Source organism: Streptomyces rubradiris (assembly GCF_016860525.1).
Lineage (GTDB): Bacteria > Actinomycetota > Actinomycetes > Streptomycetales > Streptomycetaceae > Streptomyces > Streptomyces rubradiris.
In genome coordinates this window covers 98,402-125,172 of the sequence record NZ_BNEA01000001.1, presented here as the reverse complement: position 1 = coordinate 125,172, position 26,771 = coordinate 98,402, and the positions used below count along the sequence as shown (strand labels likewise).

Below are 26,771 nucleotides of genomic sequence, written 5' to 3'. Positions count from 1 at the left end.
ATGTCCGGTTGGTCGCGGTCTCCGGGCGAGTGACGGGAGCGATCGGATGACGGTCAGGGGCGGCGGGGCCAAGGCGGTGGCGCCGTGAGGCAGCGTCACATCTTCGGCACGGTGTTCACGGTGGAGGCGGCCATCGCCGGTGCCGTGTTCCTCGCCGTCCTCGGCCTGCTCGCCTGGACGCTCCTGCGCCACCGGGGCGGCCACCCCCCGGCCCGCGCCGCCGAGCGTGCCGAACGGCCCCGCCTGGAGGCGTACTACGTCGGCGCCCTGGCCGCCTTCGCGGTCTTCCTCGTGGCCTGGACCGCCTGGCAGAACCACCGGGAGCACCCCGCGGCGGGCCCGCGCCCGCTGCGCGTCGACGTCACCGGCTTCCAGTGGTGCTGGACCTTCCGCTACCCGGGCTCCCCGGCCCACCGCAGCGTCACCGGCACCTGCAAGGGCCGCGACATGCCCACCCTCGTCGTGCCGGCCGGCCGGACCGTCCAGCTCCGGCTCACCTCCCGGGACGTCGTCCACTCCCTCTGGGTACCCGGCCTGCGCTACAAGACCGACGCCTTCCCGCACCACGTGAACACCCTCACCCTCACCCTGGACCGGGCGGGCCGCTGGCGCGGCCGGTGCGCCGAGTTCTGCGGCCGGCGCCACCACACCATGGACTTCTGGATCAAGGCCGTGCCGCCGCGCGCGTACGACCGCTGGGCGCACGGCGGGACGGCCACCGCATGACGGTCGCGCCACCCGCCCGGCCCCGGCCGGACGACTCCGGCCGGAGCGTCCCGCCGGGCGGCTGGCTCGGCTGGATCTCCACCACCGACCACAAGCGCGTCGGCCTGCTCACCGCCGGCACCTCCCTGGTCCTCCTGCTGCTCATGGGCGTCCTCGCGCTGCTGATGCGCGCCCAGCTCGCCCGCCCCGAGGAGACCTTCCTCGGCCCGCACCTGTACGACCAGGTCTTCACCGTCCACGGCTCCGGGATGATCTACCTGGTCATGACGCCGTTCGCGCTGGGCCTCGGCGTCTATCTGGTGCCGTTGCAGACCGGCGCCCCCGGCATCGCCCTGCCCCGGCTCACCCTCCTCGGCTACTGGCTCTACGCGTTCGGCGCCCTCACCCTGCTCGCCGGCTTCGCCACCCCGACCGGCGCGCACGCCGCCGGCTGGTTCTCCTACCCGCCACTGGCCGACGCCGAGTTCTCCCCGGGCACCGGCAGCGACCTGTGGATCGTGGGCGTGTGCCTCGCCGTCACCGGGGCGATCCTCCAGGGCTGGGCGGTGCTGTGGACCATCCTGCGCCGCCGCACCCGGGGCATGACCATGCTGCGGCTGCCCGTGTTCTGCTGGGCCATGATCGCCACCTGCCTGATGGTGATCGGCGCCTTCCCGGCCCTGCTCGCCGCGCTCACCCTGCTGGCCGCGGGCCGCGCCGACGCCTCCCTCTTCGCGTCCAACGCGTGGAACATCGGCTACCAGCACCTCTTCTGGTTCTACGGCCACCCCGTCGTGTACGTGATGTTCTTCCCGTACCTCGCCGCCGTCGCCGAGGTGCTCGCGGTGTTCTGCGGGCGCCGCTTCTTCGGCTACCGGGGCACCGTGCTGTTCCTGCTGGTGTTCGCCGCCCTCTCCATGAGCGTGTGGGGACACCACATGTTCGCCACCGGCCAGGCGGCCAACGACTACTACTCCCTGACCTCCATCGCGCTGCTCGTCCCCGCCGGCGTGGAGTACTTCGGCATGCTCGGCACCGTCCTCGGCGCCCGGCCGCGGCCGCGCACCCCGATGCTGTTCGCGCTCGCCTTCATCCCGCAGTTCCTCATCGGCGGCCTCACCGGGATCATGGTGGGCACCCCGGTGATCGACTACCACGTCACCGACAGCTACTTCGTGGTGGCCCACCTGCACTACGTACTCTTCGCGGGCAGCGCCTTCGGCCTGTTCGCCGCCGTCTACTTCTGGTTCCCCAAGGTCACCGGCGTGCTGCTGGACGAGGGCATGGGGCGGCTGCACTTCTGGCTGCTGGTCGCCGGCACCAATCTGACCTTCCTGCCGATGTTCGCCCTCGGCTACCTCGGCATGCCGCGCCGGGTGTCCACCTACGCCGCCTTCGACGGCTTCGGCACGCTGAACCTGCTCGCCGGGATCGGCGCGGCCTTCCTCGCCGCCGGCATGGCGGTGTTCGTGGTCAACGTGCTGCGCACCCTGCACGCCCGCCGCCTGGGCCGGGCCCGCCCCGCCGGTGACGACCCGTGGGACGGGCACACCCTGGAGTGGGCCGCCCCGTCCCCGCCGCCGCGCCTGAACTTCCCGGCGGACCGCCCGCTGCCGCCCGTCACCAGCTTCGCCCCGCTGCTGGACCTCAAGCACCGGGAGGGCGGCCGCGCATGAGACGGCATCCGTCCGCCGTGGTCGTCGCGGGCTGGGCGCTGCTCAACGGCGTCCTCCTCGCCGTCCTCGCGGTCTACGGCGAGAGCCCGCTGGTGTACTGGCTGTGGGGCGGCGTCGTCCTGGTCCTCGCCCTCGCGGCCGGCGCCGTGCTGCTGTCCTCCCGCTCGGCGCCCGACCAGCACGTGCGCTACCGGGTCCCGGACCGGGGCGCGGGCGCGGTGCCGCCCGCCGCGGCCGGCTTGCTGCTGGTCGCCCTGGGCTTCGTCTACGGCCACTGGCTGCTGTGCGTCGCCGTGCCCCTGCTGGGTGTCTCGGCCGCGCTCGCGGTACGCGGCACCACGGCCCGGGAGAGGTGAGGGTGCCGTGCACCCCGCGCACACGTCGGTCGCGGCGACGGCCGGGCCGGCGCTGCTGGTCGCCGCCGTGCTCCCGGCCGCCGTCCACGCCCTGCGCCGCTCACCGCTGTGGGAGCGGATCGCCGTCCCCGCCGCCGTGGCCCTGCCCCTGCTGGTGCTGACGCACGCCTGGGCGGTCCTCGGCGACCTCGGCGCCCTGCGGCCACCGGGCGGGGCCCTGGTCACCCAGCCCCTGCTGTTCGCGGCGGCCGTGCTGTTCTGGCTGCCGGTCCTGGTCCGCACCCGGCACCGGCTGGACGACGCCGGCCGGTGCCTGTACCTGTTCCTCGCGGCGCCGCTGCTGGACCTGCCCGCCGTCGGCGTCGTCGCCGCGGGCCGGCCGGTGGCGGGCCTCGCCATGATCACCGGCATGCTGCCGGTCGGCGTCACCGCGGCGGTGGTCACCTGGGCGTGGGTGAACCGGGAGGAACGCGAGGCCCGGGCGGCGGCCCCGGGCCCAGGGGACGCTCACTGCGCGAACGGCGCGTTCACCAGCAGATCCTCCACGGTGGGCACCGCGAAGCCGGGCAGGTGACGGCGGCCGACCTCGGCGAAGGGGTGCATCAGCTCTCCCATGGGCTTGGTGCGGCACAGCGACAGGATCGTCTCCAGCGCGACCTTCTTGAACTCCAGCCGGGGGAAAGCGTCCAGCACCTCGGCCAGCGCGTCGGACGGGATCTTCTCCAGCCCGTTCCCCGTGAAGTCGAGCACGGAACCCGCGGAGACCAGGGCGATCTCCGGCCGCTTGCGGGCCGCGATGCCCGCGCTGGTGTGCAGGGCGATCGCGTCCCAGACCACGTCCACCCGCCCGGCGGGCACGCCCAGCCGGCGCAGGAAGCGGCGCGCGGCTTCGGCGCCGTCGACCTCGAAGCGCTCGGCCGGGGTCTGGAACGCCTCCACCAGCCCGAGGTCGTGCAGCACGGCGGCGACGAACGCCAGTTCCCGGTCGTAGCGCGCCCCCTGCCGGTCGAGCACCAGGGCGCCGAAGACATAGCTGCGCAGCACGTGGTTGAAGAGCGACGGGGAGCTGACCTCGCGTGCGAAGGCCACGGTGTGCCGGGCCACCTCGCTGTCGGGGACGCGGACCCCGGCCACCGTCGCGGGCAGCGTCTCGCCGGCCGGGGCCGGCCGGGCGTGGGCGGCGGCGGGCGGACCGGCGAACGCGGTCACCGCGCCGGCCGCGGCGGCACCGGCCCCCCGCTGGAGCACCGTGCGCCGGGTGACATCGCGTGCGTCGGTGTGTGCCTCGGTCATCTGTGCGTTCCTCTCACGGGCGACTGGTCACCGCGAGCCTAGGAACGGCGGGTCCGGGCCGACAGCGGGGAAAGTGACAGACAGTCACGGGATTCCGCCAGCGCCGGTCCGGCCCGGTCAGGGCCGCGACCCGCGCGCCTCCAGGCGTTCCCGCTGCGGGAGGACCGTGTACACGGGGTCCTCCGCCGACACCACCCCGGCGTCGAACACGCCGAAGCGCAGGGCCGCCGAGCCGGCCAGGAGCGCGGCTCCGGCCGCCACGGCCAGGCGCCGGTCCCGGGCGGAGCACAGGCTGAGCACCGCGCCACCCGCCGACAGCAGCTCCGCCGCCCGCACCAGCAGCCCCGCCCTGCCCTGCCCGAAGGGCCGCGCGGCCAGACCCATGCGCCGCTTCATCGTGTGGAAGGCACCCAGTTCCAGGGCGGTACCGAGGACGGCGAGCCGGCGGGCGGGACCGGCCTGGCCGGCCGGAGCCACGGCCAGCGCCAGCCCCGCCGCCGCGCCGGCCGCCGACCCCGCGAAGACGAACGGCAGTTCCCGGTGGCCCTCGTGCCAGGACGGCACCGCCGTGTCCGACAGCAGCACCGCGGTGTACGTCGCGACGGCCGGGCCGAGGACCGCGGCGCCCGCCGTGGCGGCCGCGCCCAGCAGCCGGTACCGGCCCGCCACCGCGGTGGCCGCGGCGGTCAGCGTCAGCGGCGCGTACGCCGCCAGCAGCCACGAGCCCACGCTCATCGGGGAGGTGGGCTTGCACACCCGCAGCATGTACAGGAACCGGGCCGGCCGCCCCAGGTCGTGCACCAGCGCCGCCAGGGACAGCGAGATCGCCCCGGCGGCGGCCGTGCGCGCCGGCGCCGCGAGCCCCGGCCGGCCGGTCAGCCGGGCCCCGGCCGCCAGCAGCGAGGACGCCCCGGCCAGCCCGCCGAGGTACAGGTACCCGGCGATGTCCAGCGGCTCCCACGGCGGCTTGGAGATGACGGGCAGGCCGTAGTACGACCCGAACTCCGCCTCCGGCACCACCGGCCGCTCACCCCGGCCACCGCGCCGCCCGCGCCGGCCCGCCCGGCCCCCGGTCACCGCGTCCCGGCCCGGCCGCGCGCCCCGCACACCGTCCCGGGTGACGTCCGAACCGCTCATCGTTTCCTCCTCGCGCAACTGCCCAGGACCAGGGCCGCCAGGGTCACCGCGGCCGCGGCGGCGTGCCGCCACATCGCGGGCAGGTCCCGGGTGGTGACCTGCGGGTCCGGCGGCAGCCCGTACACCTCCGGCTCGTCCAGCAGCAGGAAGAACGCCCCGGCGCCGCCCACCCCGTCCTCGGGGCTCTCGCCGTACAGCCGGGCGTCGGTGACACCGGCCGCGTGCAGCCGCGCCACCCGCTCCCGCGCCCGTTCCCGCAGCTCGTCCAGCGGGCCGAACTGGATGGAGTCCGTCGGGCAGGACTTGGCGCAGGCCGGCTCCAGGCCGACGCCGAGCCGGTCGTAGCACAGCGTGCACTTCCACACCCGCCCGTCGCCCTCGCGCCGGCCGATGACGCCGTAGGGGCACGCGGGCACGCAGTAGCCGCAGCCGTTGCAGATGTCCTGCTGCACGACGACCGTGCCGAACTCGGTGCGGAACAGCGACCCCGTGGGACACACGTCCAGGCAGCCCGCGTGCGTGCAGTGCTTGCACACGTCCGACGACATCAGCCAGCGCAGCTCGGTACGGCCGTCGGGGGACACCAGGGGGACCGGTCCGGCGGGCTCCGCAGCGGTGCCGAGGCGGGACGCGGCGGCGAACACGTCCACGTCCCCCGTCACCTCCGGTCCGCCGGACGGCCCGCTCTGCTCCACGAAGGCCACGTGCCGCCAGGTGTCGGCGCCGAGGCCGCGCGTGTTGTCGTAGGACATGCCGGTCAGTTCCAGGCCGTCCTCCGGGATCGCGTTCCACTCCTTGCACGCCACCTCGCACGCCTTGCAGCCGATGCACACGGAGGTGTCGGTGAAGAAGCCCACGCGCGGCGGGGCGTCGGGGTAGCCGGCCGCGCCGGACACGTCCGGCTGCGGGCCGTACAGCGCGTTCCCGCCCCGGTCGGCACCCTCGGTCATGGCGTCTCCTCCTCGCTCACGGCTTTTGCCGCCTTCTCCTCGGGCCCCTCGCCCGGCGCGGCCCGCGCATACGCCACCTGGCGCCGCTGCCCCGCCGTGGCCGGCAGCTCCACGCGCCGGCCGAAGTACCAGCGGCTGAGGGCGTTGCGCAGTCGGTGCCGGCGCAGCCAGCGCCATGCCTCCGCGCCCGCCGTCCGGGGCCGGGGCGTGTCGCGCACGAGGATGCGGCAGACCTCCTCGCCGGGCAGCAGGGTGTGCGCCTCCTCGTAGCCGCCGCCCGCCGTGCGCCGCACCTCGCCGGTCGTCTCCCCGGTCAGCAGCCGCCGCCGGTCGGCCGCCTGGAGCCCGAGACACGCCCGTCTGGTGGCGTGGAAGACCACGAACGGCACGGCGAACAGCGCGACGCGCAGGGCACGGGTGATCAGTTCCACCGGCAGGGCGAACACGTAGGCCAGCACGTCCTGCCCGCCGGCCAGGAGCAGCACCGCGTACGCTGAGACGGCCGCCGCGCCGAGCGCGGTCCGGACGGGCCGGTCGCGCGGCCGGTCGCACAGGTGCTGCTCCGGCCCGGGACCGGCGAGCCACCGCTCGAAGAACGGATAGGAGTACAGGACCAGGAACAGCACCGCGGGCAGTACGACCCCGGGCAGGAACACGTCCCAGGCGACGGTGTGCCCGGCGACGTCCGTCTGCGCCGCCGGCATCAGCCGCAGCGCGCCCTCCAGGTAGCCCACGTACCAGTCGGGCTGCGAGTCCAGGGAGACGTGGTCGGCGCGGTACGGTCCGAAGTCCCACACCGGGTTGATCTGGAACAGCGCCGCCATCGCCGCGAGCACGCCCGCCACGATCAGGAACAGGCCCGCGGACTTCGCCGTGTACCGCGGCACCAGCGGCTTGCCGATCACGTTCCGGTTGGTGCGGCCGGGCCGCGCCCACTGGGTGTGCTTGTGCACCACGACGTACGTCAGGTGCACCGCCACCAGCGCCAGCAGCAGGCCGGGGACCACCAGGACGTGCGTCACGTACAGCCGGGAGACGATCTCGTGTCCCGGGAACTGGCCGCCGAAGAGGAGGAACGACAGGTACGTGCCCACGATCGGCACCGACAGCACGATGCCCTGCGCGGTGCGCAGACCGGTGCCGGACAGCAGGTCGTCGGGGAGCGAGTAGCCGCAGAAGCCCTCCAGCAGGGCGAGCAGGAACAGCGTCACCCCGACCGTCCAGTTCAGCTCCCTGGGCCGGCGGAACGCGCCGGTCAGGAAGATCCGCAGCAGGTGCACGCCGATGGCCGCGACGAACACCAGCGACGCCCAGTGGTGCGCCTGCCGCAGCAGCAGGCCGCCGCGCACGTCGAAGGTGATGTGGAGCACGGACGCGTACGCCTCGGTGGTCATCGTGCCGCGCAGCGGCGCGTACGAGCCGGCGTACCGGAGTTCCGTCATGTCCGGGTGGAAGAAGAACGTCAGCCACACGCCCGTGAGCACCAGCACCAGCAGGCTGTACAGCGCCAGTTCGCCCAGCAGGAAGGACCAGTGGTCGGGGAAGGACTTGCGCAGGAACTCACGGCCCGCGGCGACGGCCGGCAGCCGCTGGTCCAGCGCCGTCACCAGGCGCTCACCGTGTCCCGCGCGCCGGACCGGCCCCGTTCCCGCGACTCCTCCACCGCGTGCTCGCCTTCCGCCCGGTGCTGGATCACTCACTGCGTCTGCCTCCCTCCGAGCCTGGCACGGCCGCCCCCGCTCCGCCCGTCCGGGACGGCCACCCGGTCCGCCGGGCCCGCCAGGACGGTCCCGGCCGCCGGGTCGTCCGGTCCGCCGGCCTGTTTGCCGCGTTCGGCGCGCGGCTACCCGGTGGCCCGGGCCAGTGGCCGCCGGGGCTGAGGGAGGTCGCCGTGGTGAAGGTGTCCGACAGGCTCGCCGCCTGGCTGCGGGACGCGGGCGTGGGCCGGGTGTACGGCGTGCCGGGGCTGGCCGTCGACCCGCTGCTGCGGGCCCTCGGCGGTGGCCCCGGGGTCCCGGAGTTCGTCCAGGCGCGGGGCGCGGAGTCCGCCGCGCTCATGGCCTGTGCCGAGGCCAAGCTCACCGGCCGGCCGGGCTGCTGTCTCACCCCGCCGGGGGCGGACGTGCTGCGGCTGCTGGGCGGGCTGTACGACGCGGCGGCCGACCGGGCGCCGGTGCTGGCCCTGGTGGGCGCGGACCCGGTGCCCCGGCGCGGGGGCGGTCCGGCCGTGCGCCATCTGGCGGCGGTCTGCGTGTACTGCGAGGAGGTGTCCGGGCCGGAGCTGGTCGGTGACGCCTTCGACCGGGCGGTGCGGGCCGCGCTCGGCGACCGGGGCGTGGCGAGCCTGATCCTGCCCCGCGAGACCCTGGCGGCCCCGGCCCCGCCCGCCCTGTCCGGCCCGTACCACCCCTCGGACCTCGCCGAGCTGTCGGGTTCTTCCGGCCGGTCGGGTTCTTGTGGGACGCCGGGTGCTGGTGAGCTGTCGGGTGCCCCTGAGCTGTCGGCTTCCTCCCGCCCGTCGGGTTCGTGGGGTCCGTCCGGCTCCTCCGGCCTGTCGGGTTCCTCCGAATCGCCGGGCTCTTCCGGCCGGTCCGGCTTCTCGGGTTCGCCCGGCTCCTCCGGCTCCGTCGGCTTCTCCGGCATCCGGCCCCGGTCGGTGTCGGCGGGGCCGTCCGGCGTGGCCGTGGCCGGGGTTCGTCGTGCGGCCGAGGTGCTGGGCGGTGGCCGGGCCGTCGTCGTGATCGGCAACGCGGGCCGCGCGGCGACCGGGCAGGCGGCCAGGGCGGCCCGGCTGCTCGGCGCCGGGGTCGCCACGACCGCCCTGGCCCGGGACGCGCTGCCGGACGACCTGCCGTATCTGGCCGGTGTGGCGGGCCCGCTCGGCAGCGAGGCCGCCGCGGCCCTGCTGCGGGACTGCGACACGCTGCTCCTCGTCGGCGCCGAGGACCTGGACCCGGCCCTGCTGCCGGCTCCCGGCCGGTGCCGGACCGTCACCGTGGACCGGAACCCGGACGACTGCCCGCTCGACCCCGATGCTCCCGCCGTCCGGGTGAACGGCGACGTGACGGCCTGTCTGGAGGCGCTGCTCCCGCTCCTGCCCGGTGGCGCCGACCGCGGCTGGGCCGTCCGGGTGGAGCGCACGGTGCGGGCGTGGCGGGCGGCGGGGGAGATCCGGGCCCACCGCTACTTCGGTACGTCGGTCAACCCGCGGTCGGTCGTCGCCGAGCTGTCCGAGCGGCTGCCCGAGCGGGCCGTCGTCACCACCGACTCCGGCACCGCGCTGGACTGGTGGACCCGCCATCTCCGGCTCCGGACCGGCATGCGCTCGCTGCTCTCGGGTCACCTCCAACTGCCCGGCGCGGCCGTCCCGTACGCCGTGGCCGCCCGGTTCGCCGCCCCCGACCGGCCGGTGATCGCCCTCGTCGGCGACGGCGCGCTGCAAGGCGGCGGCCTGAACGAGCTGATCACCGTCCGGCGTCATCTGGACCGGCTGGCCGGACTGCCCCCGCTGGTGTTCTGCGTCTTCAACAACGGCGACCTCAACCGGCTCACCTGGCAGCGCCGGGCCGCCGAGGGAGACCCGCTGATCCCGCTCTCCGCCGAGGTCCCGGCGCTGCCGTACGCGCGGTGGGCGAGGCTGGCCGGGCTGCCCGCCGTACGCTGCGACCGGCCCCGGCACGTCGGTTCCGCCTGGGACGACGCGCTGGGCCGACGCGGGCCGCTGCTCCTGGAGTTCGTGGTGGACGGTGAGACACCACCGGACTGGGCGACCGCGCCGGCCACGAGCGGGATTCGCCCGAAGGCCGTGACCAGGCTCCTGGGGACGGCCGGCTGATCCCGTTCGCCCGGCCCGGCCCGGGGAGCGTCTCTCGCTCGGCCGCCCGCTCGGCAACCGCGCCCGTGAACGCCCGCCGCCGGGCCGGCCCCGTACGCGGTGGTGTCAGCGCACAGGGTAGGCGCGCACCACGGTCCGCCGCACCGTCGAGCCGTCCGCTGCCTTCGCCGTGACCCGCAGGGAGACGTACTCGCCGGAGGCCGCGCTCTGGTCGAGCACCGCCGTCCACGAGGTGCCCTGGCCCGTCACCGGAGCGGACTTCCAGGCGGAGTCGAGAACGGAGACGGTCTGCCGCCGCCCGACCGCGTAGTCCACCGTGACGTCCGTGAGGGCGGCCGGCGGAGACCCTCAGCCCGAACGCCGGCCGAGGCGGGCGCGGTGTTGCTGTGGTCCAGTGCCGCGTCGTACGAGGGGAACGGCACCGGCAGCCGGCCCTGCCGGGCGGCCGAGGTGCGCAACGTCCACTCCGTGCGGCTGCCCGCGCTGCCCGTCCAGCCCGGGTAGCACAGCTCGCCGCCGAGCAGCGGCCTGCTCGCCGAGGACCTTACTCGCCGGCCGGTGGTGTCGGTGCCACGGGTGAGCGGTCCCGCCGATGTCCGGGCGAGCCCGGTGGTCGGTGGCGCTCTTGGGGGGCCGTGGAGAACGTGACGGTGGTGCGCCCGGTACGCGGTACGTGGGCGGAGTGCGGGGGTGTGGGGTGGGCCCCGGTCAGCCGGTCGTGTCCGCGGTCAGGGGTACCGTTGCCGTGACCCGCTTGCCGTGGGACGGCCAGGTCACCTCCAGGTCGCGGGCGAGCATCGCCACCAGGTGCAGACCGTGGCCGCCGACCCGGCGGGGGTCGGGGGGACGCCTGCGGGGCGGCTCCCGGGAGGTGTCCGTGACGGTGACGCGCAGCGCCCGCGCGCCCGGCAGCAGTTCCAGGCCCAGCGCGCAGGGGCCGGGCGCGTGCTTGGCGGCGTTGGTGACGAGTTCGCTGACGACCAGCTGGGCATCCTGCACCGAACGCCGTGCGGGAGCCGGCCGTGCCCGTGAGAGCAGGTCGGCGACGGCGTCTCTGGCCTCGGCGATGCTGGAGACGCCGGCGTCCCAGGTGCGGCTGTACCGCAGGACCTCCGGGCGGTCCCGGGTGGTCGTCGCGTGCGTCCTGAGCGGGATGTCCATACCTCGTTGCCCTTTTCCTCTGGGGTCAGGGGCCCTTCCTGTGCACAGGGGTGCCGTGCCGTCCCTGCTCGGCTACCCGCTGGGCGGCGGGTCAAGGGGACGTTTGCGAGGAATCCCCCGGATGGGCAGGAACGCCCCGGTCCGGCGCGCGTGAACGGGCCCGGGACTTCCGCTCGCGGTGGAACTCCCGGGCCCGTCCGGCGGCCGGACCGGCACACACCTCGGTGGCCGGAGCCGTCTTGTCAGTGCCTCTTGAAGACGTCCTTCGCCTTCTCCTTGGTCTGCCGGGCGTCTCCCTTGGCGCCCTGCGTGCGGCCCTCGGCCTCCATGCGCTCGTTGCCCACGGCGCGGCCCAGGGCCTCCTTCGCCTTGCCCTTGGCCTGCTCCGCCTTGGCCTTCGCCTTCTGGTTGCCGGCCATCGCGTGTCACTTCCCAACGTAGGACGCGGTCTGTGGTCCCCCTCCGGATTGCCGCTGCGCAGGCGTCCAAACCCGGTGGCGGATCAGCGGGCGCGGCGCCGCCGCGGGAGGTGGCGCACGGCGAACCCCGCGATCACGGCGGCGACGGCGAGGACGACGTACGGCTGGTAGCGCCTGATCTCGTCGTGGATCGCGGTGATGTGGCTGCCGGCCAGACAGGCCGGCGTGGGTGCCGCCGTACGGCGATCAGGACCGGCTGACCGGGCTCTCCTGGTCCGGGGCGACGGGCTCCGGGCCGCCCCCGGCCACCGCCTCCTCCCTGGCCCTGGCCTCGTCCCCGGCCTTCGCCCCGCGGTCGGCCTCCGGCTCCGGCGCCGGGCGCGCGCGGCCCAGGACGCCGGTCAGCCGGAGGGCGAGCGGCTCGGTGTACCGGGCGGTGAGCGGGCCGAGGATGACCAGGATCAGCACATAGGCGGTGGCCAGCGGGCCGAGGTCGGAGTCGATGCCGGAGGTGACGGCGAGTCCCGCGATGACGATGGAGAACTCGCCGCGGGCCACCATGGTACCGCCGGCCCGCCAGCGGCCCCGGCCGGAGATGCCCGCGCGGCGGGCCGCCCACCAGCCGGTGGCGATCTTGGTGAGGCTGGTGACGGCGGCCAGGGCGAGCGCGGGCAGCAGCACCGGAGGAATGCTCGCGGGATCGGTGTGCAGGCCGAAGAAGACGAAGAACACCGCCGCGAACAGGTCCCGCAGCGGTGCCAGCAGGTTGTGCGCGCCCTCGGCGACCTCCCCGGACAGGGCTATGCCCACCAGGAACGCGCCGACCGCCGCCGAGACCTGGAGCTGCTGGGCGACCCCGGCCACCACCAGCGTCAGGCCGAGCACCACCAGCAGCAGCTTCTCGGGGTCGTCGGTGGAGACGAAACGGGAGATGTGCCGGCCGTAGCGCACCGCCACCAGCAGCACCACGCCCGCCACACCGAGCGCGATGGCCAGCGTCACGCTGCCCGCGGCGATGCCGGTGCCGGCCAGCAGGGCGGTGACGACGGGCAGGTAGACCGCCATGGACAGGTCCTCCAGCACCAGGATGCTGAGGATCACCGGGGTCTCCCGGTTGCCGATCCGGCCCAGGTCGCCGAGGACCTTGGCGATGACCCCGGAGGAGGAGATCCAGGTGATGCCGGCCAGGACGACGGCGGCGATCGGGCCCCAGCCCAGCAGCAGGGCCATGGCGGCGCCGGGCAGGGCGTTGAGGGTGGCGTCGACGATTCCGGCCGGGTACTGGGTCTTCAGGTTGGAGACCAGGTCACCGGCCGTGTATTCGAGGCCCAGCATCAGCAGCAGCAGGACGACACCGATCTCGGCGCCGATGGCCACGAACTCCTCGCTGGTGCCGAGCGGCAGCAGCCCGCCCTCGCCGAAGGCGAGCCCGGCCAGCAGGTACAGCGGGATGGGCGAGAACCGCAGGCGGGCGGCGAGCCGGCCGAGCAGCCCGAGGCCGAGGATGATCGCGCCGAACTCGATCAGGAAGACCGCGGAGGAATGCATCGGCGCTCACTCCCGGCCGAGTATGGCGGCGGCGGCGTCCACGCCCTCGCGGGTGCCGATGACGATCAGCGTGTCCCCGCCGGCCAGCCGGAAGCCGGGGCCGGGGGAGGGGATCGCCTCGGCGCGGCGCAGGACGGCGACGATCGACACGCCGGTCTCCGTGCGCATCCGGGTGTCGCCGAGCAGCCGTCCGTTCCAGTGGGAGGTCCCGGTCAGCTCGATCCGCTCGGCCACCAGGCCCAGTTCCGTGGTGGACAGCAGGGTGGGGCTGTGATGGGTCGGTTTCAGGGCGTCCACCAGGGCCTCCGCCTCCTGTCCGGTGAGCCGGACCGACAGCGCGCAGGCGTCGGGATCGTCGTTCCGGTACGCGCTCAGGGTGCGCGAACCGTCCCGGTGCGCGACCACCGACAGATGGCGGTGTTCGCGGGTCGTCAGGTCGTACCGGACGCCGATGCCCGGCAACGGTGTCCTGCTGGTGCGTGCGGTGCTCATGGCAGCCCCCTGCCTCGGCCTTGAACGTTTCCTGGGGAAACCGTTACCCGAGCTTATCCGGAAGGTGATCCTTCCAGGTCGGGGAGGCCGGGGTCCGGGGCCTGGCTAGGGGCGGGGGTGGCCGGCCGCCCCCTCGGCGGGGCCCGGCTGGCAGGTGTGGCACAGCTCGTGGCGTCCGTCGGGGGTGACGACGGTGCCCCAGCCGAGGCACTGCTCGCAGTCGCGGGCGAGGGTCAGATCGGGATGGGGCGGCAGATGGGGGCTGCGGTGGGCTCCGTGCGCCATACGGGGACGGCTCCTTGAGATCGCGGGTCGCGCGAAGGTCGGGCTGACAACGTCGTCCGGTGACCTCCATTATGTCCTACTTTTTCCTTACGTCTGCGGTGTGCGTCATATTCCTTGCCGTCGGGGCCGCGGGGAACGGCTCCGTTTCCGGCCCGGTGAGAGGGGCAGGCGGTGATCAAGACGGCGAGCGGAAGGAGGCGCTCATGGGAGATGAGAGGTCCGGCGGGGAGACCGTGCCCGGCGGGGAGGGGAGTGCGCGGAGCGGGCCGCGGGTGCCGAAGGCCGTGGCCCGGCTGCCGCACCAGGTACGCGAGGAGCTGAGCCGCAGGCTGCGCCGCAACCGGCGGGCCTTCCGCGCCGACGACGTCCAGGTGGTCGAGCCCCCGCTGCTGCGGCGCGCGGTCGGCGCCTCCGCGCTCGGCAACTGCATGGAGTGGTTCGACTTCGGCGTCTACAGCTACCTCGCCGCCACCATCGGCAAGGTGTTCTTCCCCGGCGCCTCCCCGGCCGCCCAGGTCATCTCCTCGTTCGCGACCTTCGCCGCCGCCTTCGTCGTACGGCCCCTCGGCGGACTGGTCTTCGGGCCGCTCGGCGACCGGATCGGCCGGCAGAAGGTGCTCGCCACCACCATGATCATGATGGCCTTGGGCACCTTCGCCATCGGCATCATCCCCGGCTACGCCACCCTCGGCATCGCCGCGCCCGTGCTGCTCCTGCTGGCCCGCATGGTCCAGGGCTTCTCCACCGGCGGCGAGTACGGCGGGGCCACCACCTTCGTCGCCGAGTACTCCCCGGACCGCCGGCGCGGCTTCCTCTCCAGCTGGCTCGACTTCGGCACCTTCGCCGGCTACGCCCTCGGGTCGGCCATGGTCACCGCGCTGAACCTGGCCCTGACCGACGAGCAGATGCTGTCCTGGGGCTGGCGCGTGCCGTTCCTCATCGCCGGACCGCTCGGTGTGATCGGCCTCTACATGCGGATGAAACTGGAGGAGTCCCCGGCCTTCCAGCAGCAACTGGACGAACACGAGAAGGCCCTGGCGCAGGAATCGGTCGGCAGCGAGTTCAAGGACATCGTCCGCAGTCACTGGCGGCCCCTGCTCGTCTGCATGGGCCTGGTGCTGCTCTACAACGTCACCAACTACATGGTCACCGGCTATCTGCCGACCTATCAGACCGAGACCCTGCACCGCTCCAGCGGCTCCGCCGACCTGCTGGTGCTCGTCGGCATGGTGTGGATCGTCATCCTGATCACCTTCCTCGGCCGGCTCAGCGACCGGGTGGGCCGACGGCCGCTGTACGCCGTCGGTGCCGCCGCGATGATCGTGCTCGCCGTGCCGGCCTTCCTGCTGATCAAGGCGGACGGCACCTGGCCGCCGATCGCCGGGGTGCTGATCCTGGCCACGCTGCTGGCCTGCTTCGCCGCGCCCAGTGCCGCCACCCTGCCCGCGCTGTTCCCGACCGCCGTGCGCTACGCGGCCATGGGCATCGGCTTCAACTTCGCGGTCGCCGCGTTCGGCGGCACCACCCCGCTGGTCACCGCCGCGCTGGTCGAGCTGAGCGGCGACGACCTCATGCCCGCCTACTACCTGATGCTGGCCGGCGTCATCGGCCTGCTCACCGTGCGGTTCCTGCCGGAGAGCGCCCAGGTGCCGCTCAAGGGCTCGCAGCCGATGGTCGGTTCCCGGGAGGAGCGGCGTGAACTCATCGCCACCTCCAAGGAGCTGTACGCCTTCGCGCGCGAGCAGGAGAAGGCGCGGCGGGGTTGACGGGGTTGAGGCGGCCGTGCGGGCCTCAGCGGGGCTGTGGGGCCCACGGGGGGGCGTATATCCGCGATGCGGAATAGTGGTTCCGTTGGCTTGAATTGGTCGTGTCGCGGCCCTGTTACCCGCGGTACAACACCGCAATGACCCCCACCACGAGCTCCCCCACCACTCCCCGGCCACCGCGCCGCCGGACGGTCCTGGCCGGCATCGGCGCCGTCCCGCTGGCGACGGGCGCGACCACCGTGACCCGCGAGGCCCCCCGCCCCGGCCGGGCCGCCGGGCACGCGCCCACCACCCTGCTCCGGGGCGCCGGACTCGTCGTCACCATGGACCCCGCCCTCGGCGCGGGCGACCTGGGCACGCTGGAGCACGCCGACGTCCTGATGCGCGACGGCCGGATAGCCGGCGTGGGACGGCGACTGCCCGCACCGGCCGGCGCCCGCGTGGTGGACGTCTCCGGCATGCTGGTGCTGCCGGGCTTCGTCGACCTCCACAACCACCTGTGGCAGTCCAGCATCCGCGGCGGCTGCCACACCCAGGACCTGTACGGCTGGCTGGCCGGCTGCAACCGCGCCACCCTGCCGAGGATCGGCCCGCAGGACATGTACCGGTTCGTACGGCTCGCCGCGCTCGACGCCCTCCAGGCCGGGGTGACCACCCTCGTCGACTGGGTGCACCCCATCCCGTTCGACACCAGCGAGCAGTACATCCGCGCGCTGGACCGCACCGGACTGCGCTTCGTGTACGCGATGGCGCACAACACCGCGGACCTCGACCTCGTACCGCGCGTGAAGAAGGAACTCCTCGACCCGCTGCCGCTGGCCTCCGCCCAGGTCGCCGTGCACGCCGGCATGGACCGGCTCGACCCGCTGCGCAGATCCCGCGAGGTCGCCCGCGACCTGGGGCTGATGATCAACTCGCATGTGCTGGAGCACCGCGGCGACCGCGCGCAGGAGCCGATCCGCTCCCTGCGCACCGCGGACGCGTTCGGGCCGGACCTGCTGATGAACCACGCGATCCACCTCACCGACGACGAGATCGCGCAGGTCGCCGAGGCCGATGTGCGGGTGGCGCACTGTCCGCTGAGCAACATGCGGCTGGGCTCCGGCATCATCCGGCTCCCCGAGTTCGCGCGGCGCGGGGTGCGGACCGGACTCGGCCACGACGGCGGCACCAACGACACCTCGGACATGTTCGGCGTGATGAAGGCGGCCGTCGGACTACAACGCGCCCTGCACCAGAACGCCGAGGTGCACCCGACGATCCCGGCCGTGCTGCGGATGGCGACGCTGGGCGGGGCCGAGTGCCTCCACATGGCCGACCAGGTGGGCTCGCTCACCCCCGGCAAGCGCGCCGACGTGCTCGTGCTCGACCCGGGCACGCTCAACTTCGCGCCCCGCTTCGACTGGCTGGGGCAGATCGTGCTCAACGGCCAGCCCGGCAACGTCAGTCACGTGTACGTCGACGGGCGGGCACGGAAGGTGCGCGGGGAACTCGTGGACGTCGACACGGCCGAGGTGGTGCGGGAAGCCGAACGCGCCGCGGCCCGCGTGCGCGCCGGGGCCTGAGACCGTCGCGGCCGGGCCGGTCCGCCCGGCCGCACGCCCGGCTCGGCATCCCCGCCGGTGGGGCGCACTCGCCCGGCACGCCCCCCACGAGGAAAGATGTGCGGTGAGCGAACGACCCACCGATGCGGAGGAACGGTACTCATGCCGCACGAACGAGCCGGCCGGCCGGCCCGTCCCGAGGACCTTGTCGACGTGGCCCGGCTGGTCACGGCGTACTACACGCTGCACCCCGACCCGGCCGACCCGGCACAGCGGGTGGCGTTCGGCACCTCGGGGCACCGAGGCTCGTCCCTGGCGAGCGCCTTCAACGAGGACCACATCGCCGCCACCAGCCAGGCCATCTGCGAATACCGTGCCGCCCAGGGCACGGACGGCCCGCTCTTCCTGGGCGCCGACACACACGCCCTGTCCGAGCCGGCGAAGGCCACCGCGCTGGAGGTCTTCGCCGCCAACGAGGTGAGCGTGCTCATCGACGACGCGGACGGCTACACGCCCACCCCCGCCGTCTCGCACGCGATCCTGACCCACAACCGGGGCCGCGCCTCGGGCCTCGCCGACGGCGTGGTGGTCACCCCCTCGCACAACCCGCCCGCCGACGGCGGCTTCAAGTACAACCCGCCGAGCGGCGGCCCGGCCGCCTCCGACGCCACCGCCTGGATCCAGGACCGCGCCAACCAGATCATCGCGGGCGGCCTGAAGGACGTACGCCGGCTGCCGTACGCCCGCGCGCTCGCCGCGGACACCACCGGCCGCTACGACTTCCTCGGCACCTACGTCGGCGACCTGCCCAGCGTGCTGGACCTGGACGCCGTCCGGGCGGCCGGGGTGCGCATCGGCGCCGACCCGCTCGGCGGCGCCTCCGTCGCCTACTGGGGCCGGATCGCCGAACAGCACGGCATCGACCTGACGGTGGTCAACCCGCACACCGACCCCACCTGGCGGTTCATGACCCTGGACTGGGACGGCCGGATCCGGATGGACTGCTCCTCGCCCTACGCGATGGCCTCCCTCATCGAGCGGCGCGACCGCTTCCACATCGCCACCGGCAACGACGCCGACGCCGACCGGCACGGCATCGTCACCCCGGACGCGGGCCTGATGAACCCCAACCACTACCTCGCGGTCGCCATCTCCTACCTGTACCGGCACCGCGAGCAGTGGCCGGCCGCCGCGGGCGTCGGCAAGACCCTGGTCTCCTCCACCATGATCGACCGGGTCGCCGCCGACCTCGGCCGCCGGCTGGTGGAGGTGCCGGTCGGGTTCAAGTGGTTCGTGGACGGACTCGTCGGCGGCGACCTCGGGTTCGGCGGCGAGGAGTCGGCCGGCGCCTCCTTCCTGCGCCGGGACGGCTCGGTGTGGACCACCGACAAGGACGGCATCATCCTGGCCCTGCTCGCCGCCGAGATCACGGCGGTCACCGGCAAGACGCCGTCGGAGCACTACGCCGGTCTCACCGACCGCTTCGGCACCCCCGCCTACGCCCGCGTCGACGCGCCCGCCACCCGCGAACAGAAGGCGCTGCTCGGCAAGTTGTCCCCGGCCCAGGTCACCGCGGACACGCTGGCCGGGGAGCCGGTCACGGCCGTGCTCACCGAGGCGCCCGGCAACGGCGCCGCGATCGGCGGCATCAAGGTCACCACCGAGAACGCCTGGTTCGCCGCCAGGCCCTCGGGCACCGAGGACGTCTACAAGGTGTACGCCGAGTCCTTCCTCGGCCAGGACCACCTCGCCCGGGTGCAGGAGGAGGCCCAGGCTGTGGTGGGGGGCGCGCTCGGCGGCTGACCGGGTGCACGGGGCGGCTCCCGGCGGGGGGCCGCCCCGGCTCAGCCGCGCCCGCGCCCCCGCTCCAGCCGGCCGAGGACGGCCTCCGCCATGGCCGCCTCGCCCCGGGCGTTGGGGTGCGCGGGCGCCGCGGGCGCGGCCGGCCGCAGCGGCTCGATCCACCGGTCCGCGGGCGCCTGGCACATGTCGTGGCCGGCCGTGGGGCCGTAGGTGTCCACGTACTCGGCCCGGTTCACCGCGGCCACCAGCCGCAGCATCCGGTTCAGCCGCTTCTCGGTGTCCCGCAGGTAGGGGAAGTCCTTGGCCGCGAACGGGACTTGCGGGAAGCAGCCGCCGCCGTCGTCGGGCAGCAGGGCGGGATAGCCGACGACGAGCACCCGGGCGTGCGGGGCGCGGGCGCGCACGGCGCGCAGCACCCGGTCGACCTTCGGCGCGGTGCGCAGCACGGCGAGGGCCAGTTCGTCGTGCCCGGAGGCACGGTACGCGCGCTCGCAGGGGTTGCCCGCCGGGTCCTGGGCGGCGACCCGGGCGCAGGTGTCGATGATGGAGCCGAAACCGACGTCGTTGCCGCCGATCTGCACGGTCACCAGGCCGGTGTGCCGGTCCAGCGCGTCGAGCTGGGGCGGGTTGCCGCCCTGCGCCCGCCACATCTCGGCGGTGGTGGCCCCGCCGCAGCTGACGTCCGTGAACCGGCTCGCGCGCCGCTCGGCGGCCACGAGCGAGGGGTAGTTGTGGTCCGAGCGGGCACAGCCGGCGTCCACCTGCGCCGGGATGCCGGGGCCGGAGGTGTAGGAGTCGCCGAGCGCCACATAGGCGGCCGCGCGGCCGTGGCCGCCGTGCGGGTGCGCGCCCGTGTGCCCTCCGGAGTGCGCGCCGGCCGGCGGTGCCGTGCCGGCCGCGGCCAGCAGGCATCCGCCCAGCACCGCCGCCACGGCGGCGCCCCGCCGCCTCGCCGGTCGCCTCTCGCGCGCCATGCGCCCTCCCCCTGTGCTCGCCCTCGGTCCGACCGGATCTGTATACCGTCCGGTGCGTCCCGCAGACCAGAAGCGGGAGGCCACGGGTTCGGGGGAGGGGCGGGTCAGGCCCCGGACGCCTGGAGCAGGGAGTCGTCCTCCGGGCGGGCCCCGGACAGGCGGTGGCGGGCGGCGATCAGCGCCATGTCGACATCCCGGGTGCCGGTGGCCACGCACAGCGTGTAGGAGACGTCCGCGAGCCGCTGCCGGGCCTCGGGGGTGCTCTCCTCGGCCCCGAGCAGGGACAGGGTCTCGTACTGGGCGATGAGGTCCTTCAGTACCGCGGGGTGTGCCATGAGCATGCGCTTCGCCTCCTGATGATCCGCCGGACGATCGAATTCGCAGGCCGGATACCCCCGCATCACGGGTGCATGCCCCGCCCCCCGCCGGGTGCGACGGCCGGAAACCGCCCTGTGGCCGGAAAACGTCCGCTTCACAAGCGGCGGACCCCCTTCCGGCGGCCGGCCGGGCGGCGGGTACGCGCCAACCGCGTACGGTGTGTCACCGTGTCGCGACGGCCCGCTCTCCCCTCGGGGGCACCGTGCCCGGCGTGCGCGGATGCGAAAGGTGACGCCTCGGCACGCCGTCACCGCAACTTCTTCACACGGCGATCACTTTCGGCCGATCCGGCTCCGGATCGGTGCAGGGGTGCAGACGCCGCGCCGGGCCCGTGCCTAGCCTCCCGGGCCATGCGATCACCTCTGCCGAGACGCCTCGGTCTCACCGCCGTCCTCGCCTTCCTCCTCGCCGTCTTCGGCCTGGCTCCCAGCGCGAGCGCCGCCGACCCCGCGCCGACCACCCTGACCTTCGCCACCGACTCCGCCACCACCACCCCCGGCGGCACGGTGAAGCTGTCGATGACGCTCACCAACAACAAGACCTACGACGTCTGGTTCGTGTACCAGACCATCGACCCGACCTGGCTGACCACCCAGCGCCCGGACCTGAAGTACAGCTTCACCGGGTGCAGCCTGGCCACCGCGGCCGGCAGCACCCCGTGCTCCGGCACCGGCCCGAGCAACCTCGGCGCGAACTACGGCGCCACCATCCCGCCCGGCCAGAGCCGTACCGTCACGCTGACCCTCCAGGTCGCCGCCGACTCCGGCTGCAACGGCAACATCGGCTTCTACTCGTACTACTACGCCGAGTTCAGCGACAGCAGCAACACCAACGGCGGTCCCGTCTACACCCCCGAGACCCGGGTGCTCTGCGCCTGACGGACACGGTGACGGCCACCGGCCGGTGACCGGAAACCGCCCCGGCCGTCCGCTCGACACGGGACGTGCCGCGACACATCGCCCGGCGGACCGCATGGTCCGCCGGTGCGTCGTCCGGCGGCCGGACCTGCCGACCGGGCCCGTCCCGCGTTCTGTACCACCGCGCGGGTCACGACGGGAAAAAGCTGCGCCCGGTTGCCCCGGTCGGCGACCAACATGTGCGCTTTTCCGTCATCTTTCTTAACTCGACCACAAAAGCTCCACAGAGACATCACCATGTGACGCGACGGATGCGCCGACGACCGGCTTCTGAGGGGGACGCCGGCGTCGCGCGAGGGGGTGCGTCCGCTCCACGGGAGCCGTGCTCACCCCTGTCCGGGGAGGGGACTTCACCGCAATGAAGCGGACCATACGCACCACCGCCCTGACGGTGGGCGCGCTCATCGGCGCGCTCGCCCTGCCGGCCGGTCCGGCCCAGGCCGCCACCACCACAGCCCGCGTCGACCTCAGAGTCCTGGTGGTGAGCGACGGGGGCCCGGCCACCGACGCCATCGCCGCCGAACTCGACACCGCAGGGACGCCGTACACCGAGGTCGATCTCACCCGCGCCGACCGGCCCACCATCGACGCGGCCTTCCTCGCGGACACCGTCGACGGCCGGCCGCGCGCCAAGTACCAGGCCGTCGTCCTGCCCAACGACAACCCGTTCGCGGCCGGCAGCGCCGAGATGAGCGCCCTCGCCGCCTACGAACAGACGTACGCGATCCCCCAGGTCGACGCCTACACGTACGCCCGACCCCAGGTCGGCCTCCAGGTCCCGACCTTCGGCGGCTACTCGGGCAGCGTCGACGGCGTCCGCGCCCAGGTCACCGCCGCCGGACAGGCCGGCCCCTTCGGCTACCTCGACGGCGCGGTCCCCTTCGAGGACAACTCGCCGACCGTGGGCGAGAGTTACGCCTACCTGTCGACCCCCGCCGCCGGCGCCGACTTCACCCCGTACGTGCAGGCACCCGTGCCGGGCACCACGAAATGGGGCTCGCTGGTCGGCGAGTACCGGCACGACGGCCGGCGCGAACTGGTCGTCACCTTCGTCTACAACCAGTACCAGCAGCAGTTCCGGCTGCTGGCCCGCGGGATCGTGGAGTGGATGACCGGCGGGGTGCACCTCGGCGCCTCCCGCAACTACTTCGCCGTCCACGTGGACGACGTCTTCGCCGCCGACGACCGCTGGGACACCGAGCTGAACTGCACGCCCGGCGACGTCGACTGCGCCGACGGCGAGGGCACCCCCGACCCGATCCGGATGACCCCGGCGGACGTCGACCAGGCCATCGCCTGGCAGAACAGCCACCGCTTCACCCTCGACCTGGCCTACAACGCCGCCGGCAGCGTCGACCAGCGCGAGGACAACAACGGCGTCGACCGGCTCGCCGACAAACTCATCGCCGACCGGGGCGAGTTCCGCTGGATCAACCACACCTACACGCACGCCTTCCTCGGCTGCGAGCAGAACGTCACCGTCGTGCCCTGGACCTGCGCCACCAACCCCGACGGCAGCACCAAGTGGGTCGGCCTCGCCACCATCGACTACGAGATCGCCACCAACCGAGCCTGGGGCCAGGTCGCCGGACTCCCGCTCCAGACCGACGAGTTGGTCACCGGCGAGCACTCCGGCCTGAAGATCCTGCCGCAGCAGCCGCAGGACAACCCCAACCTGGGCCCCTCGCTCACCGTCGAGGGCGTCAAGTGGCTCGCCTCCGACAACTCCCGCGACCCCGAACAGCGCAAGGTCGGCCCGGCCACCACCGTCTCCCGCTACCCGATGAACGTCTTCTACAACGCGGGCCGGGCGGCCGAGCAGGTCGACGAGTACAACTGGCTCTACACCAGCCGCGCCCAGGGCGGCAGCGGCATCTGCGAGGACAACCCGGCCACCACCACCTGCCTGCCGGCCCCGCTGGACCCCGCCACCGGCTACACCGGCCACATCGTGCCGCTGGAGACCCGGATCGCCCTCGGCCACGTCCTGTCCAACGACCCCAAGCCGCACTTCATCCACCAGTCCAACCTCGCCGAGGACCGCATCGCCTACCCGGTCCTCAACGGCGTGCTCGACGGCTACGACGCCCTGTTCGCCGACAACACCCCCGTCGTCAACCTGCGGATGAAGGCCATCGGCGCCGAACTCCAGCGCCGCGCCGCCTGGAAGAGCGCCGTACAGGCCGGCCGGGTCACCGCCTACCGCGTCGGCACCACCGTCACCGTGCAGGGACCGGCCGGCACCGCCGTCCCGGCGACCCTGCCCACCGGCACCACCCTCGGCAACGCCGCCTACGGCACCGCGTACGCGGGCGCGGTCTCCGGCTGGACCGCCTCCCCGGGCACCCCGCTGACCTTCACCCTGCCGTCCACCGCCGCCGCGCCCGCCGCGCACCCGGACGGCACCGCCGCCACCACCGCCCCGGCCCCGCGCACCGAGGTCCCGGCGGGCGTCACCGAGCCGGTCTCCACCACCCCGGACAGCTGAACGCGCACCGGCCCCGGGGCCCGTCCGCTCCCGCACGGGGCGGACGGGCCCCGCTCCGGCCCGCCCACCGGCGCGCCGGAACCACACGACCACCCCACACCTCGGCCGTGGAGCCCCATCGATGCACGTTCAGCACGGCGCGCGCCGCCCCGGCGCGGCGCACGTCACCCTCCTCACCGAAGGCACCTACCCGCACAGCCATGGCGGCGTCAGCGTCTGGTGCGACCAGCTCGTCCAGGGCATGCCCGACCTCGGCTTCGACGTCATCGCCGTCACCGGCACCGGACGCGAACCCGTCGTATGGGAACTGCCCGGCCACGTCCACAGCGTGCTGTCGGTGCCCATGTGGGGCGCCCCGCCCGAGGGCCGCCCGCCCCGGGGCCGGGCCGCCTCCCGGCTCGCCGACGCCTACGAACGCTTCCTGACCGCGCTGCTCGACCCGGGGGCCGAGGACCGGTTCCCGGCCGCGCTGTACGCCCTGGCCCAGGCCGCAGCCGAGGGCACGCTGAGCGCCTTCCTGCGCGGCGACCGGGCCGTCTCCCTGCTCGCCGGGGTGTGGAACCGCCCCGGCCTGCCCGTCCGGGAGGCCCGGCCCACCCTGCACGACGCGGTCACCGCCACCACCCTGCTGGAACACGCCCTGCGCCCGCTCGCCGCGCCCCCGCCCCGGCACGGTGTGGCCCACGCGGTCAGCGGCGGCGTGGCCGTCCTGCCCGGCCTGGCCGGCCTGGAGCGGCACCAGGTGCCGCTGCTGCTCACCGAGCACGGCGTCTACCTGCGGGAACGTTACCTCGGCTATCGCACCGCCCCCTACCGCTGGCCGGTGAAGGCCGTCGTCCTCGGCTTCTTCCGGCTGCTGGCCGAGGAGAGCTACCGGCGGGCCGCCCTGATCACCCCCGGAAACCGCTACAACCGGCTGTGGGAGGAACAGGGCGGCGCCGACCCCCGGTCCATCCGCACCGTCTACAACGGCGTGGACCCGGCCGCCTTCCCGCCCGCCGGCCCCGAACCGGAGACACCCACCCTCAGCTGGGCCGGCCGGGTCGACCCCATCAAGGACCTGGAGACCCTCATCCGCGCCTTCGCCCTGGTCCGCAAGGAGATACCCGAGGCGCGGCTGCGCCTCTTCGGCGGCACCCCCCGCGGCGGGGAGTCGTACCGGGAACGCTGCGAGGCGCTCGCCGCCGACCTGGGCCACGCCGACGCCGTCACCTTCGAGGGCCGGGTCGACGACATCAAGGACGCCTACGCGGCCGGGAACGTGGTGATGCTCTCCAGCATCAGCGAGGGCTTCCCGTTCACCCTGATCGAGGCCATGTCCTGCGGCCGGGCCACCGTCTCCACCGACGTCGGCGGGGTCCGCGAGGCCGTCGGCGACACCGGCCTCGTCGTCCCGCCGCGCGACCCGGACCGCATGGCGGCGGCGGCACTCGAACTGCTCGGCGACGCCAGGCGCCGCCGGACCATGGGCGAGGCCGCCCGGCTGCGGGTGATCGAACAGTTCACCCTGCGCCAGACCATCGACACCTTCCGCTCCATCTACCTCGAACTGCCCTGCCACGCCCGTCCGTTGCCCGAACCCGCCGGCCGCGGGCAGCGCCTGCGGGCCGCCGCGGGGAGCCTGGCCGGATGAGCGGGCCCATGGCGCTCGAACCGGGCGGCACCGAACAGGACACCCTCGCCCTGCGGCTCGCCCAGGCACCGGCCCGCGGCGACGACCGCACCCTCGCCCTGCGGCTGCCCGGCCACGTCCCCGACCCGGAGGCGGTGAGCCGGCTGGCCGCCGCCCTCGCCGACCGCATCGGCCCCGCCGTCCACCCCTACGAGGTCGCCGCCCTGCTGGAGGCCGAGGGCCTGACCGCCGAACAGATCAAGCAGCGCTACGGCCACCCGAACCTCTTCTCCCTCGCCACCGCCCTGTACGAACAGGTGCCCCGCAGCTACCCGGAGCCCCCGCCCGCCGCCGACCCCTGGCGCCCGGACACCCTGCGCTGCCTGCTGCGCGGGGTGCTGTTCGCCCTGCCCGGCCTCGCCTACCTGCTCACCGCGCCGCTGTGGCACCCCGGCCGGCACGCCACCGCCCCGATCGTCGCCGGCCTGGTCTCCTGGGCCTGGGGCCAGGCCCTCGGCCACCGCGCCCACCTGCGGCTGGCCACCGGCCGCCGGGAAGCCGCCCGCACCCTGCTGACCGGCGCCCCGTTCGGCGCCGCCCTCGCCACCGCCGTCGCGGCCCCGCTCGCCGGCCCCCCTCCCGTGCTGCTCGCGGCGGCGGCCCAGTCGCTGTACCTGGCGGCGGCCGGCGTCCTGCTCGTCCTGGCCCGCGAGCGGCTGCTGCTCGCCGCGCTGACCCCGCTGATCGCGGGCGCCGCCGCCCTGCCCTGGTGGGAACCCGGCCCCCTGGTGCGCGCCGGGCTGCCGCTGCTGGCCCTCGTCGCCACCGTCGCCGCCACCGGCCACGTCCTGCGCGGCGCCCTCGCCACCCCGGCCGCCGGCGCGGGCGGCCCCCGGCCCCGGCCGCTGTGGTCCCTGCCGTACGGGCTGTTCGGCCTGGCCGCCGGGGTGCTGGTGCTGCTGGAGGGACGGCACGAGCCGTACGCGGTGATCGTGCTGACGGTCAGCATGGGCCCCGCCGAATGGCTGCTGTACCGCTACCGGGGCCTGTCCGTGGCCGCGCTGCGCGCCACCGCGACCCCCGCCGGATTCCTGCTGCGCTCCGCCGCCGTCCTGGCCGGCTGCCTGGGCGCCTACCTGCTGCCGCTGCTGCCCGCCGCCCGGCTGACCGGAGCCGCCCCGGCCCCCCTGCTGCTCCTCGCGGCCACCCTGTGGACCGCGCTGCTCCTCCAGGCGTTCGGGACCGCCTGGCCGCCGGCCGTCATCTGCCTGGCCGCCGCCGCGGTGGCCGGCCTCGCCCCGACGCTCCGCCCGCCGTCCGGCCCCGCCGTCCTGCCGCTGTGCTGCGCCGCCGCCGTCCTGGCCCTGGTGACGTACGCGCTGCTGCTCCTCGGCCGGCCCGCCCGGCACGTCTGACCCCGTCCCCCCCCCCG

General features: G+C 74.5%; 25 protein-coding genes. 13 read left to right on the top strand and 12 right to left on the bottom strand.

The features are described 5' to 3' along the window. Positions 1–84: 84 nt before the first annotated feature. Genes Srubr_RS00445 through Srubr_RS40115 form a run of 4 tightly spaced genes read left to right on the top strand, consistent with a single transcriptional unit; the run spans position 85 to position 3,311 of the window. Complete coding sequence (locus Srubr_RS00445; RefSeq protein WP_189991689.1) at positions 85–726, top strand: cytochrome c oxidase subunit II; 642 nt, start codon at positions 85–87, stop codon at positions 724–726. Then, positions 723–2,381 carry a cytochrome c oxidase subunit I gene (locus Srubr_RS00440; RefSeq protein ID WP_189991687.1) on the top strand — a complete coding sequence of 553 codons (1,659 nt, stop codon included), beginning with the start codon at positions 723–725 and terminating at the stop codon, positions 2,379–2,381. The genes Srubr_RS00445 and Srubr_RS00440 overlap by 4 nt, the downstream gene beginning before the upstream one ends. Continuing rightward, a complete protein-coding gene (locus Srubr_RS00435; RefSeq protein WP_189991684.1) occupies positions 2,378–2,737 on the top strand; it encodes a hypothetical protein in 360 nt (119 codons plus the stop codon). Before Srubr_RS00440 ends, Srubr_RS00435 begins: the two co-directional genes overlap by 4 nt. Before the next feature lie 7 nt (positions 2,738–2,744). After that, the gene (locus Srubr_RS40115) at positions 2,745–3,311 is read left to right on the top strand and encodes a hypothetical protein (protein WP_229926532.1); all 567 of its coding nucleotides are present in this window, start codon (positions 2,745–2,747) and stop codon (positions 3,309–3,311) included. Here Srubr_RS40115 and Srubr_RS00425 read toward each other — a convergent pair. The 4 genes from Srubr_RS00425 to qcrB form a co-directional block, all read right to left on the bottom strand. Beyond that, positions 3,245–4,030 (bottom strand): HD domain-containing protein, encoded by a 786-nt coding sequence (locus Srubr_RS00425; protein WP_189991682.1) that lies wholly within the window; start codon positions 4,028–4,030, stop codon positions 3,245–3,247. The genes Srubr_RS40115 and Srubr_RS00425 overlap by 67 nt on opposite strands. A 117-nt stretch (positions 4,031–4,147) precedes the next feature. Then, a complete protein-coding gene (gene nrfD / locus Srubr_RS00420) occupies positions 4,148–5,167 on the bottom strand; it encodes an NrfD/PsrC family molybdoenzyme membrane anchor subunit (RefSeq protein ID WP_189991680.1) in 1,020 nt (339 codons plus the stop codon). Next, positions 5,164–6,117 carry a 4Fe-4S dicluster domain-containing protein gene (locus tag Srubr_RS00415; RefSeq protein WP_189991678.1) on the bottom strand — a complete coding sequence of 318 codons (954 nt, stop codon included), beginning with the start codon at positions 6,115–6,117 and terminating at the stop codon, positions 5,164–5,166. Before Srubr_RS00415 ends, nrfD begins: the two co-directional genes overlap by 4 nt. Continuing rightward, entirely contained in the window at positions 6,114–7,724 is a 1,611-nt protein-coding gene (gene qcrB, locus Srubr_RS00410) for a cytochrome bc1 complex cytochrome b subunit (RefSeq protein WP_229926531.1), read from the bottom strand. Before qcrB ends, Srubr_RS00415 begins: the two co-directional genes overlap by 4 nt. Before the next feature lie 284 nt (positions 7,725–8,008). Here qcrB and Srubr_RS40110 point away from each other — a divergent pair, with 284 nt between their 5' ends. Then, on the top strand, positions 8,009–9,952 hold the full coding sequence (locus Srubr_RS40110; protein ID WP_229926530.1) for a thiamine pyrophosphate-binding protein: 1,944 nt from the start codon (positions 8,009–8,011) through the stop codon (positions 9,950–9,952). Between the two features lie 105 nt (positions 9,953–10,057). On the opposite strand, the gene Srubr_RS00395 is transcribed toward Srubr_RS40110, so the two are convergent. After that, positions 10,058–10,267: a hypothetical protein gene (locus Srubr_RS00395; RefSeq protein WP_189991676.1), complete on the bottom strand. Its 210-nt coding sequence runs from the start codon at positions 10,265–10,267 to the stop codon at positions 10,058–10,060. Between the two features lie 66 nt (positions 10,268–10,333). Between Srubr_RS00395 and Srubr_RS41265 the strand changes: the two genes are divergently transcribed. After that, positions 10,334–10,456 (top strand): hypothetical protein, encoded by a 123-nt coding sequence (locus tag Srubr_RS41265; RefSeq protein ID WP_268987378.1) that lies wholly within the window; start codon positions 10,334–10,336, stop codon positions 10,454–10,456. Between the two features lie 204 nt (positions 10,457–10,660). Here the strand turns inward: Srubr_RS41265 and Srubr_RS00390 are convergent, their stop codons facing one another. The 5 genes from Srubr_RS00390 to Srubr_RS00370 form a co-directional block, all read right to left on the bottom strand. After that, a complete protein-coding gene (locus tag Srubr_RS00390) occupies positions 10,661–11,113 on the bottom strand; it encodes an ATP-binding protein (protein WP_189991674.1) in 453 nt (150 codons plus the stop codon). 242 nt (positions 11,114–11,355) lie between these two features. Further along, positions 11,356–11,532, bottom strand: coding sequence for a CsbD family protein (locus tag Srubr_RS00385; RefSeq protein ID WP_189991672.1), 177 nt, complete (start codon positions 11,530–11,532; stop codon positions 11,356–11,358). Between the two features lie 246 nt (positions 11,533–11,778). Further along, a complete protein-coding gene (locus Srubr_RS00380) occupies positions 11,779–13,080 on the bottom strand; it encodes a cation:proton antiporter (RefSeq protein WP_229926529.1) in 1,302 nt (433 codons plus the stop codon). 6 nt (positions 13,081–13,086) lie between these two features. Beyond that, a complete protein-coding gene (locus Srubr_RS00375) occupies positions 13,087–13,572 on the bottom strand; it encodes a cation:proton antiporter regulatory subunit (RefSeq protein WP_189991670.1) in 486 nt (161 codons plus the stop codon). Positions 13,573–13,677: 105 nt separating this feature from the next. Beyond that, positions 13,678–13,857: a hypothetical protein gene (locus Srubr_RS00370; RefSeq protein ID WP_189991668.1), complete on the bottom strand. Its 180-nt coding sequence runs from the start codon at positions 13,855–13,857 to the stop codon at positions 13,678–13,680. Positions 13,858–14,060: 203 nt separating this feature from the next. Here Srubr_RS00370 and proP point away from each other — a divergent pair, with 203 nt between their 5' ends. From proP to pgm, 3 genes are all read left to right on the top strand, one after another. Beyond that, a complete protein-coding gene (gene proP / locus Srubr_RS00365) occupies positions 14,061–15,623 on the top strand; it encodes a glycine betaine/L-proline transporter ProP (protein ID WP_189991666.1) in 1,563 nt (520 codons plus the stop codon). Between the two features lie 137 nt (positions 15,624–15,760). Continuing rightward, the gene (locus Srubr_RS00360) at positions 15,761–17,188 is read left to right on the top strand and encodes an amidohydrolase family protein (RefSeq protein WP_189991664.1); all 1,428 of its coding nucleotides are present in this window, start codon (positions 15,761–15,763) and stop codon (positions 17,186–17,188) included. A 141-nt stretch (positions 17,189–17,329) separates the two neighbouring features. After that, a complete protein-coding gene (gene pgm, locus Srubr_RS00355) occupies positions 17,330–18,970 on the top strand; it encodes a phosphoglucomutase (alpha-D-glucose-1,6-bisphosphate-dependent) (RefSeq protein ID WP_189991662.1) in 1,641 nt (546 codons plus the stop codon). 41 nt (positions 18,971–19,011) lie between these two features. Here the strand turns inward: pgm and Srubr_RS00350 are convergent, their stop codons facing one another. Beyond that, positions 19,012–19,944: an SGNH/GDSL hydrolase family protein gene (locus tag Srubr_RS00350; protein WP_189991660.1), complete on the bottom strand. Its 933-nt coding sequence runs from the start codon at positions 19,942–19,944 to the stop codon at positions 19,012–19,014. Positions 19,945–20,048: 104 nt separating this feature from the next. After that, entirely contained in the window at positions 20,049–20,285 is a 237-nt protein-coding gene (locus Srubr_RS00345; RefSeq protein WP_189991658.1) for a DUF5133 domain-containing protein, read from the bottom strand. A gap of 387 nt (positions 20,286–20,672) precedes the next feature. Between Srubr_RS00345 and Srubr_RS00340 the strand changes: the two genes are divergently transcribed. The 4 genes from Srubr_RS00340 to Srubr_RS00325 all read left to right on the top strand — a co-directional run bounded on the left by Srubr_RS00340 (position 20,673) and on the right by Srubr_RS00325 (position 26,754). After that, positions 20,673–21,200 carry a hypothetical protein gene (locus Srubr_RS00340; RefSeq protein WP_189991656.1) on the top strand — a complete coding sequence of 176 codons (528 nt, stop codon included), beginning with the start codon at positions 20,673–20,675 and terminating at the stop codon, positions 21,198–21,200. A 397-nt stretch (positions 21,201–21,597) separates the two neighbouring features. Then, entirely contained in the window at positions 21,598–23,727 is a 2,130-nt protein-coding gene (locus Srubr_RS00335; RefSeq protein ID WP_189991654.1) for a hypothetical protein, read from the top strand. 121 nt (positions 23,728–23,848) lie between these two features. Beyond that, entirely contained in the window at positions 23,849–25,360 is a 1,512-nt protein-coding gene (gene pelF / locus Srubr_RS00330) for a GT4 family glycosyltransferase PelF (protein WP_189991653.1), read from the top strand. Then, entirely contained in the window at positions 25,357–26,754 is a 1,398-nt protein-coding gene (locus Srubr_RS00325) for a hypothetical protein (RefSeq protein ID WP_189991652.1), read from the top strand. Before pelF ends, Srubr_RS00325 begins: the two co-directional genes overlap by 4 nt. Positions 26,755–26,771 lie beyond the last annotated feature (17 nt).

Excerpts from the sequence above, each read along its gene's own strand:
- pgm (WP_189991662.1), top strand. The coding sequence starts at position 17,330 with ATGCCGCACGAACGAGCCGGCCGGCCGGCCCGTCCCGAGGACCTTGTC.
- pelF (WP_189991653.1), top strand. The coding sequence starts at position 23,849 with ATGCACGTTCAGCACGGCGCGCGCCGCCCCGGCGCGGCGCACGTCACC.
- Srubr_RS00425 (WP_189991682.1), bottom strand. The coding sequence starts at position 4,030 with ATGACCGAGGCACACACCGACGCACGCGATGTCACCCGGCGCACGGTG.
- Srubr_RS00440 (WP_189991687.1), top strand. The coding sequence starts at position 723 with ATGACGGTCGCGCCACCCGCCCGGCCCCGGCCGGACGACTCCGGCCGG.
- Srubr_RS00415 (WP_189991678.1), bottom strand. The coding sequence starts at position 6,117 with ATGACCGAGGGTGCCGACCGGGGCGGGAACGCGCTGTACGGCCCGCAG.
- Srubr_RS00370 (WP_189991668.1), bottom strand. The coding sequence starts at position 13,857 with ATGGCGCACGGAGCCCACCGCAGCCCCCATCTGCCGCCCCATCCCGAT.
- Srubr_RS00375 (WP_189991670.1), bottom strand. The coding sequence starts at position 13,572 with ATGAGCACCGCACGCACCAGCAGGACACCGTTGCCGGGCATCGGCGTC.
- Srubr_RS00380 (WP_229926529.1), bottom strand. The coding sequence starts at position 13,080 with ATGCATTCCTCCGCGGTCTTCCTGATCGAGTTCGGCGCGATCATCCTC.
- proP (WP_189991666.1), top strand. The coding sequence starts at position 14,061 with ATGGGAGATGAGAGGTCCGGCGGGGAGACCGTGCCCGGCGGGGAGGGG.
- Srubr_RS00340 (WP_189991656.1), top strand. The coding sequence starts at position 20,673 with ATGCGATCACCTCTGCCGAGACGCCTCGGTCTCACCGCCGTCCTCGCC.
- Srubr_RS00385 (WP_189991672.1), bottom strand. The coding sequence starts at position 11,532 with ATGGCCGGCAACCAGAAGGCGAAGGCCAAGGCGGAGCAGGCCAAGGGC.
- Srubr_RS00360 (WP_189991664.1), top strand. The coding sequence starts at position 15,761 with ATGACCCCCACCACGAGCTCCCCCACCACTCCCCGGCCACCGCGCCGC.
- Srubr_RS00325 (WP_189991652.1), top strand. The coding sequence starts at position 25,357 with ATGAGCGGGCCCATGGCGCTCGAACCGGGCGGCACCGAACAGGACACC.
- Srubr_RS00345 (WP_189991658.1), bottom strand. The coding sequence starts at position 20,285 with ATGCTCATGGCACACCCCGCGGTACTGAAGGACCTCATCGCCCAGTAC.
- Srubr_RS00350 (WP_189991660.1), bottom strand. The coding sequence starts at position 19,944 with ATGGCGCGCGAGAGGCGACCGGCGAGGCGGCGGGGCGCCGCCGTGGCG.
- Srubr_RS00435 (WP_189991684.1), top strand. The coding sequence starts at position 2,378 with ATGAGACGGCATCCGTCCGCCGTGGTCGTCGCGGGCTGGGCGCTGCTC.
- nrfD (WP_189991680.1), bottom strand. The coding sequence starts at position 5,167 with ATGAGCGGTTCGGACGTCACCCGGGACGGTGTGCGGGGCGCGCGGCCG.
- Srubr_RS00335 (WP_189991654.1), top strand. The coding sequence starts at position 21,598 with ATGAAGCGGACCATACGCACCACCGCCCTGACGGTGGGCGCGCTCATC.
- Srubr_RS00390 (WP_189991674.1), bottom strand. The coding sequence starts at position 11,113 with ATGGACATCCCGCTCAGGACGCACGCGACGACCACCCGGGACCGCCCG.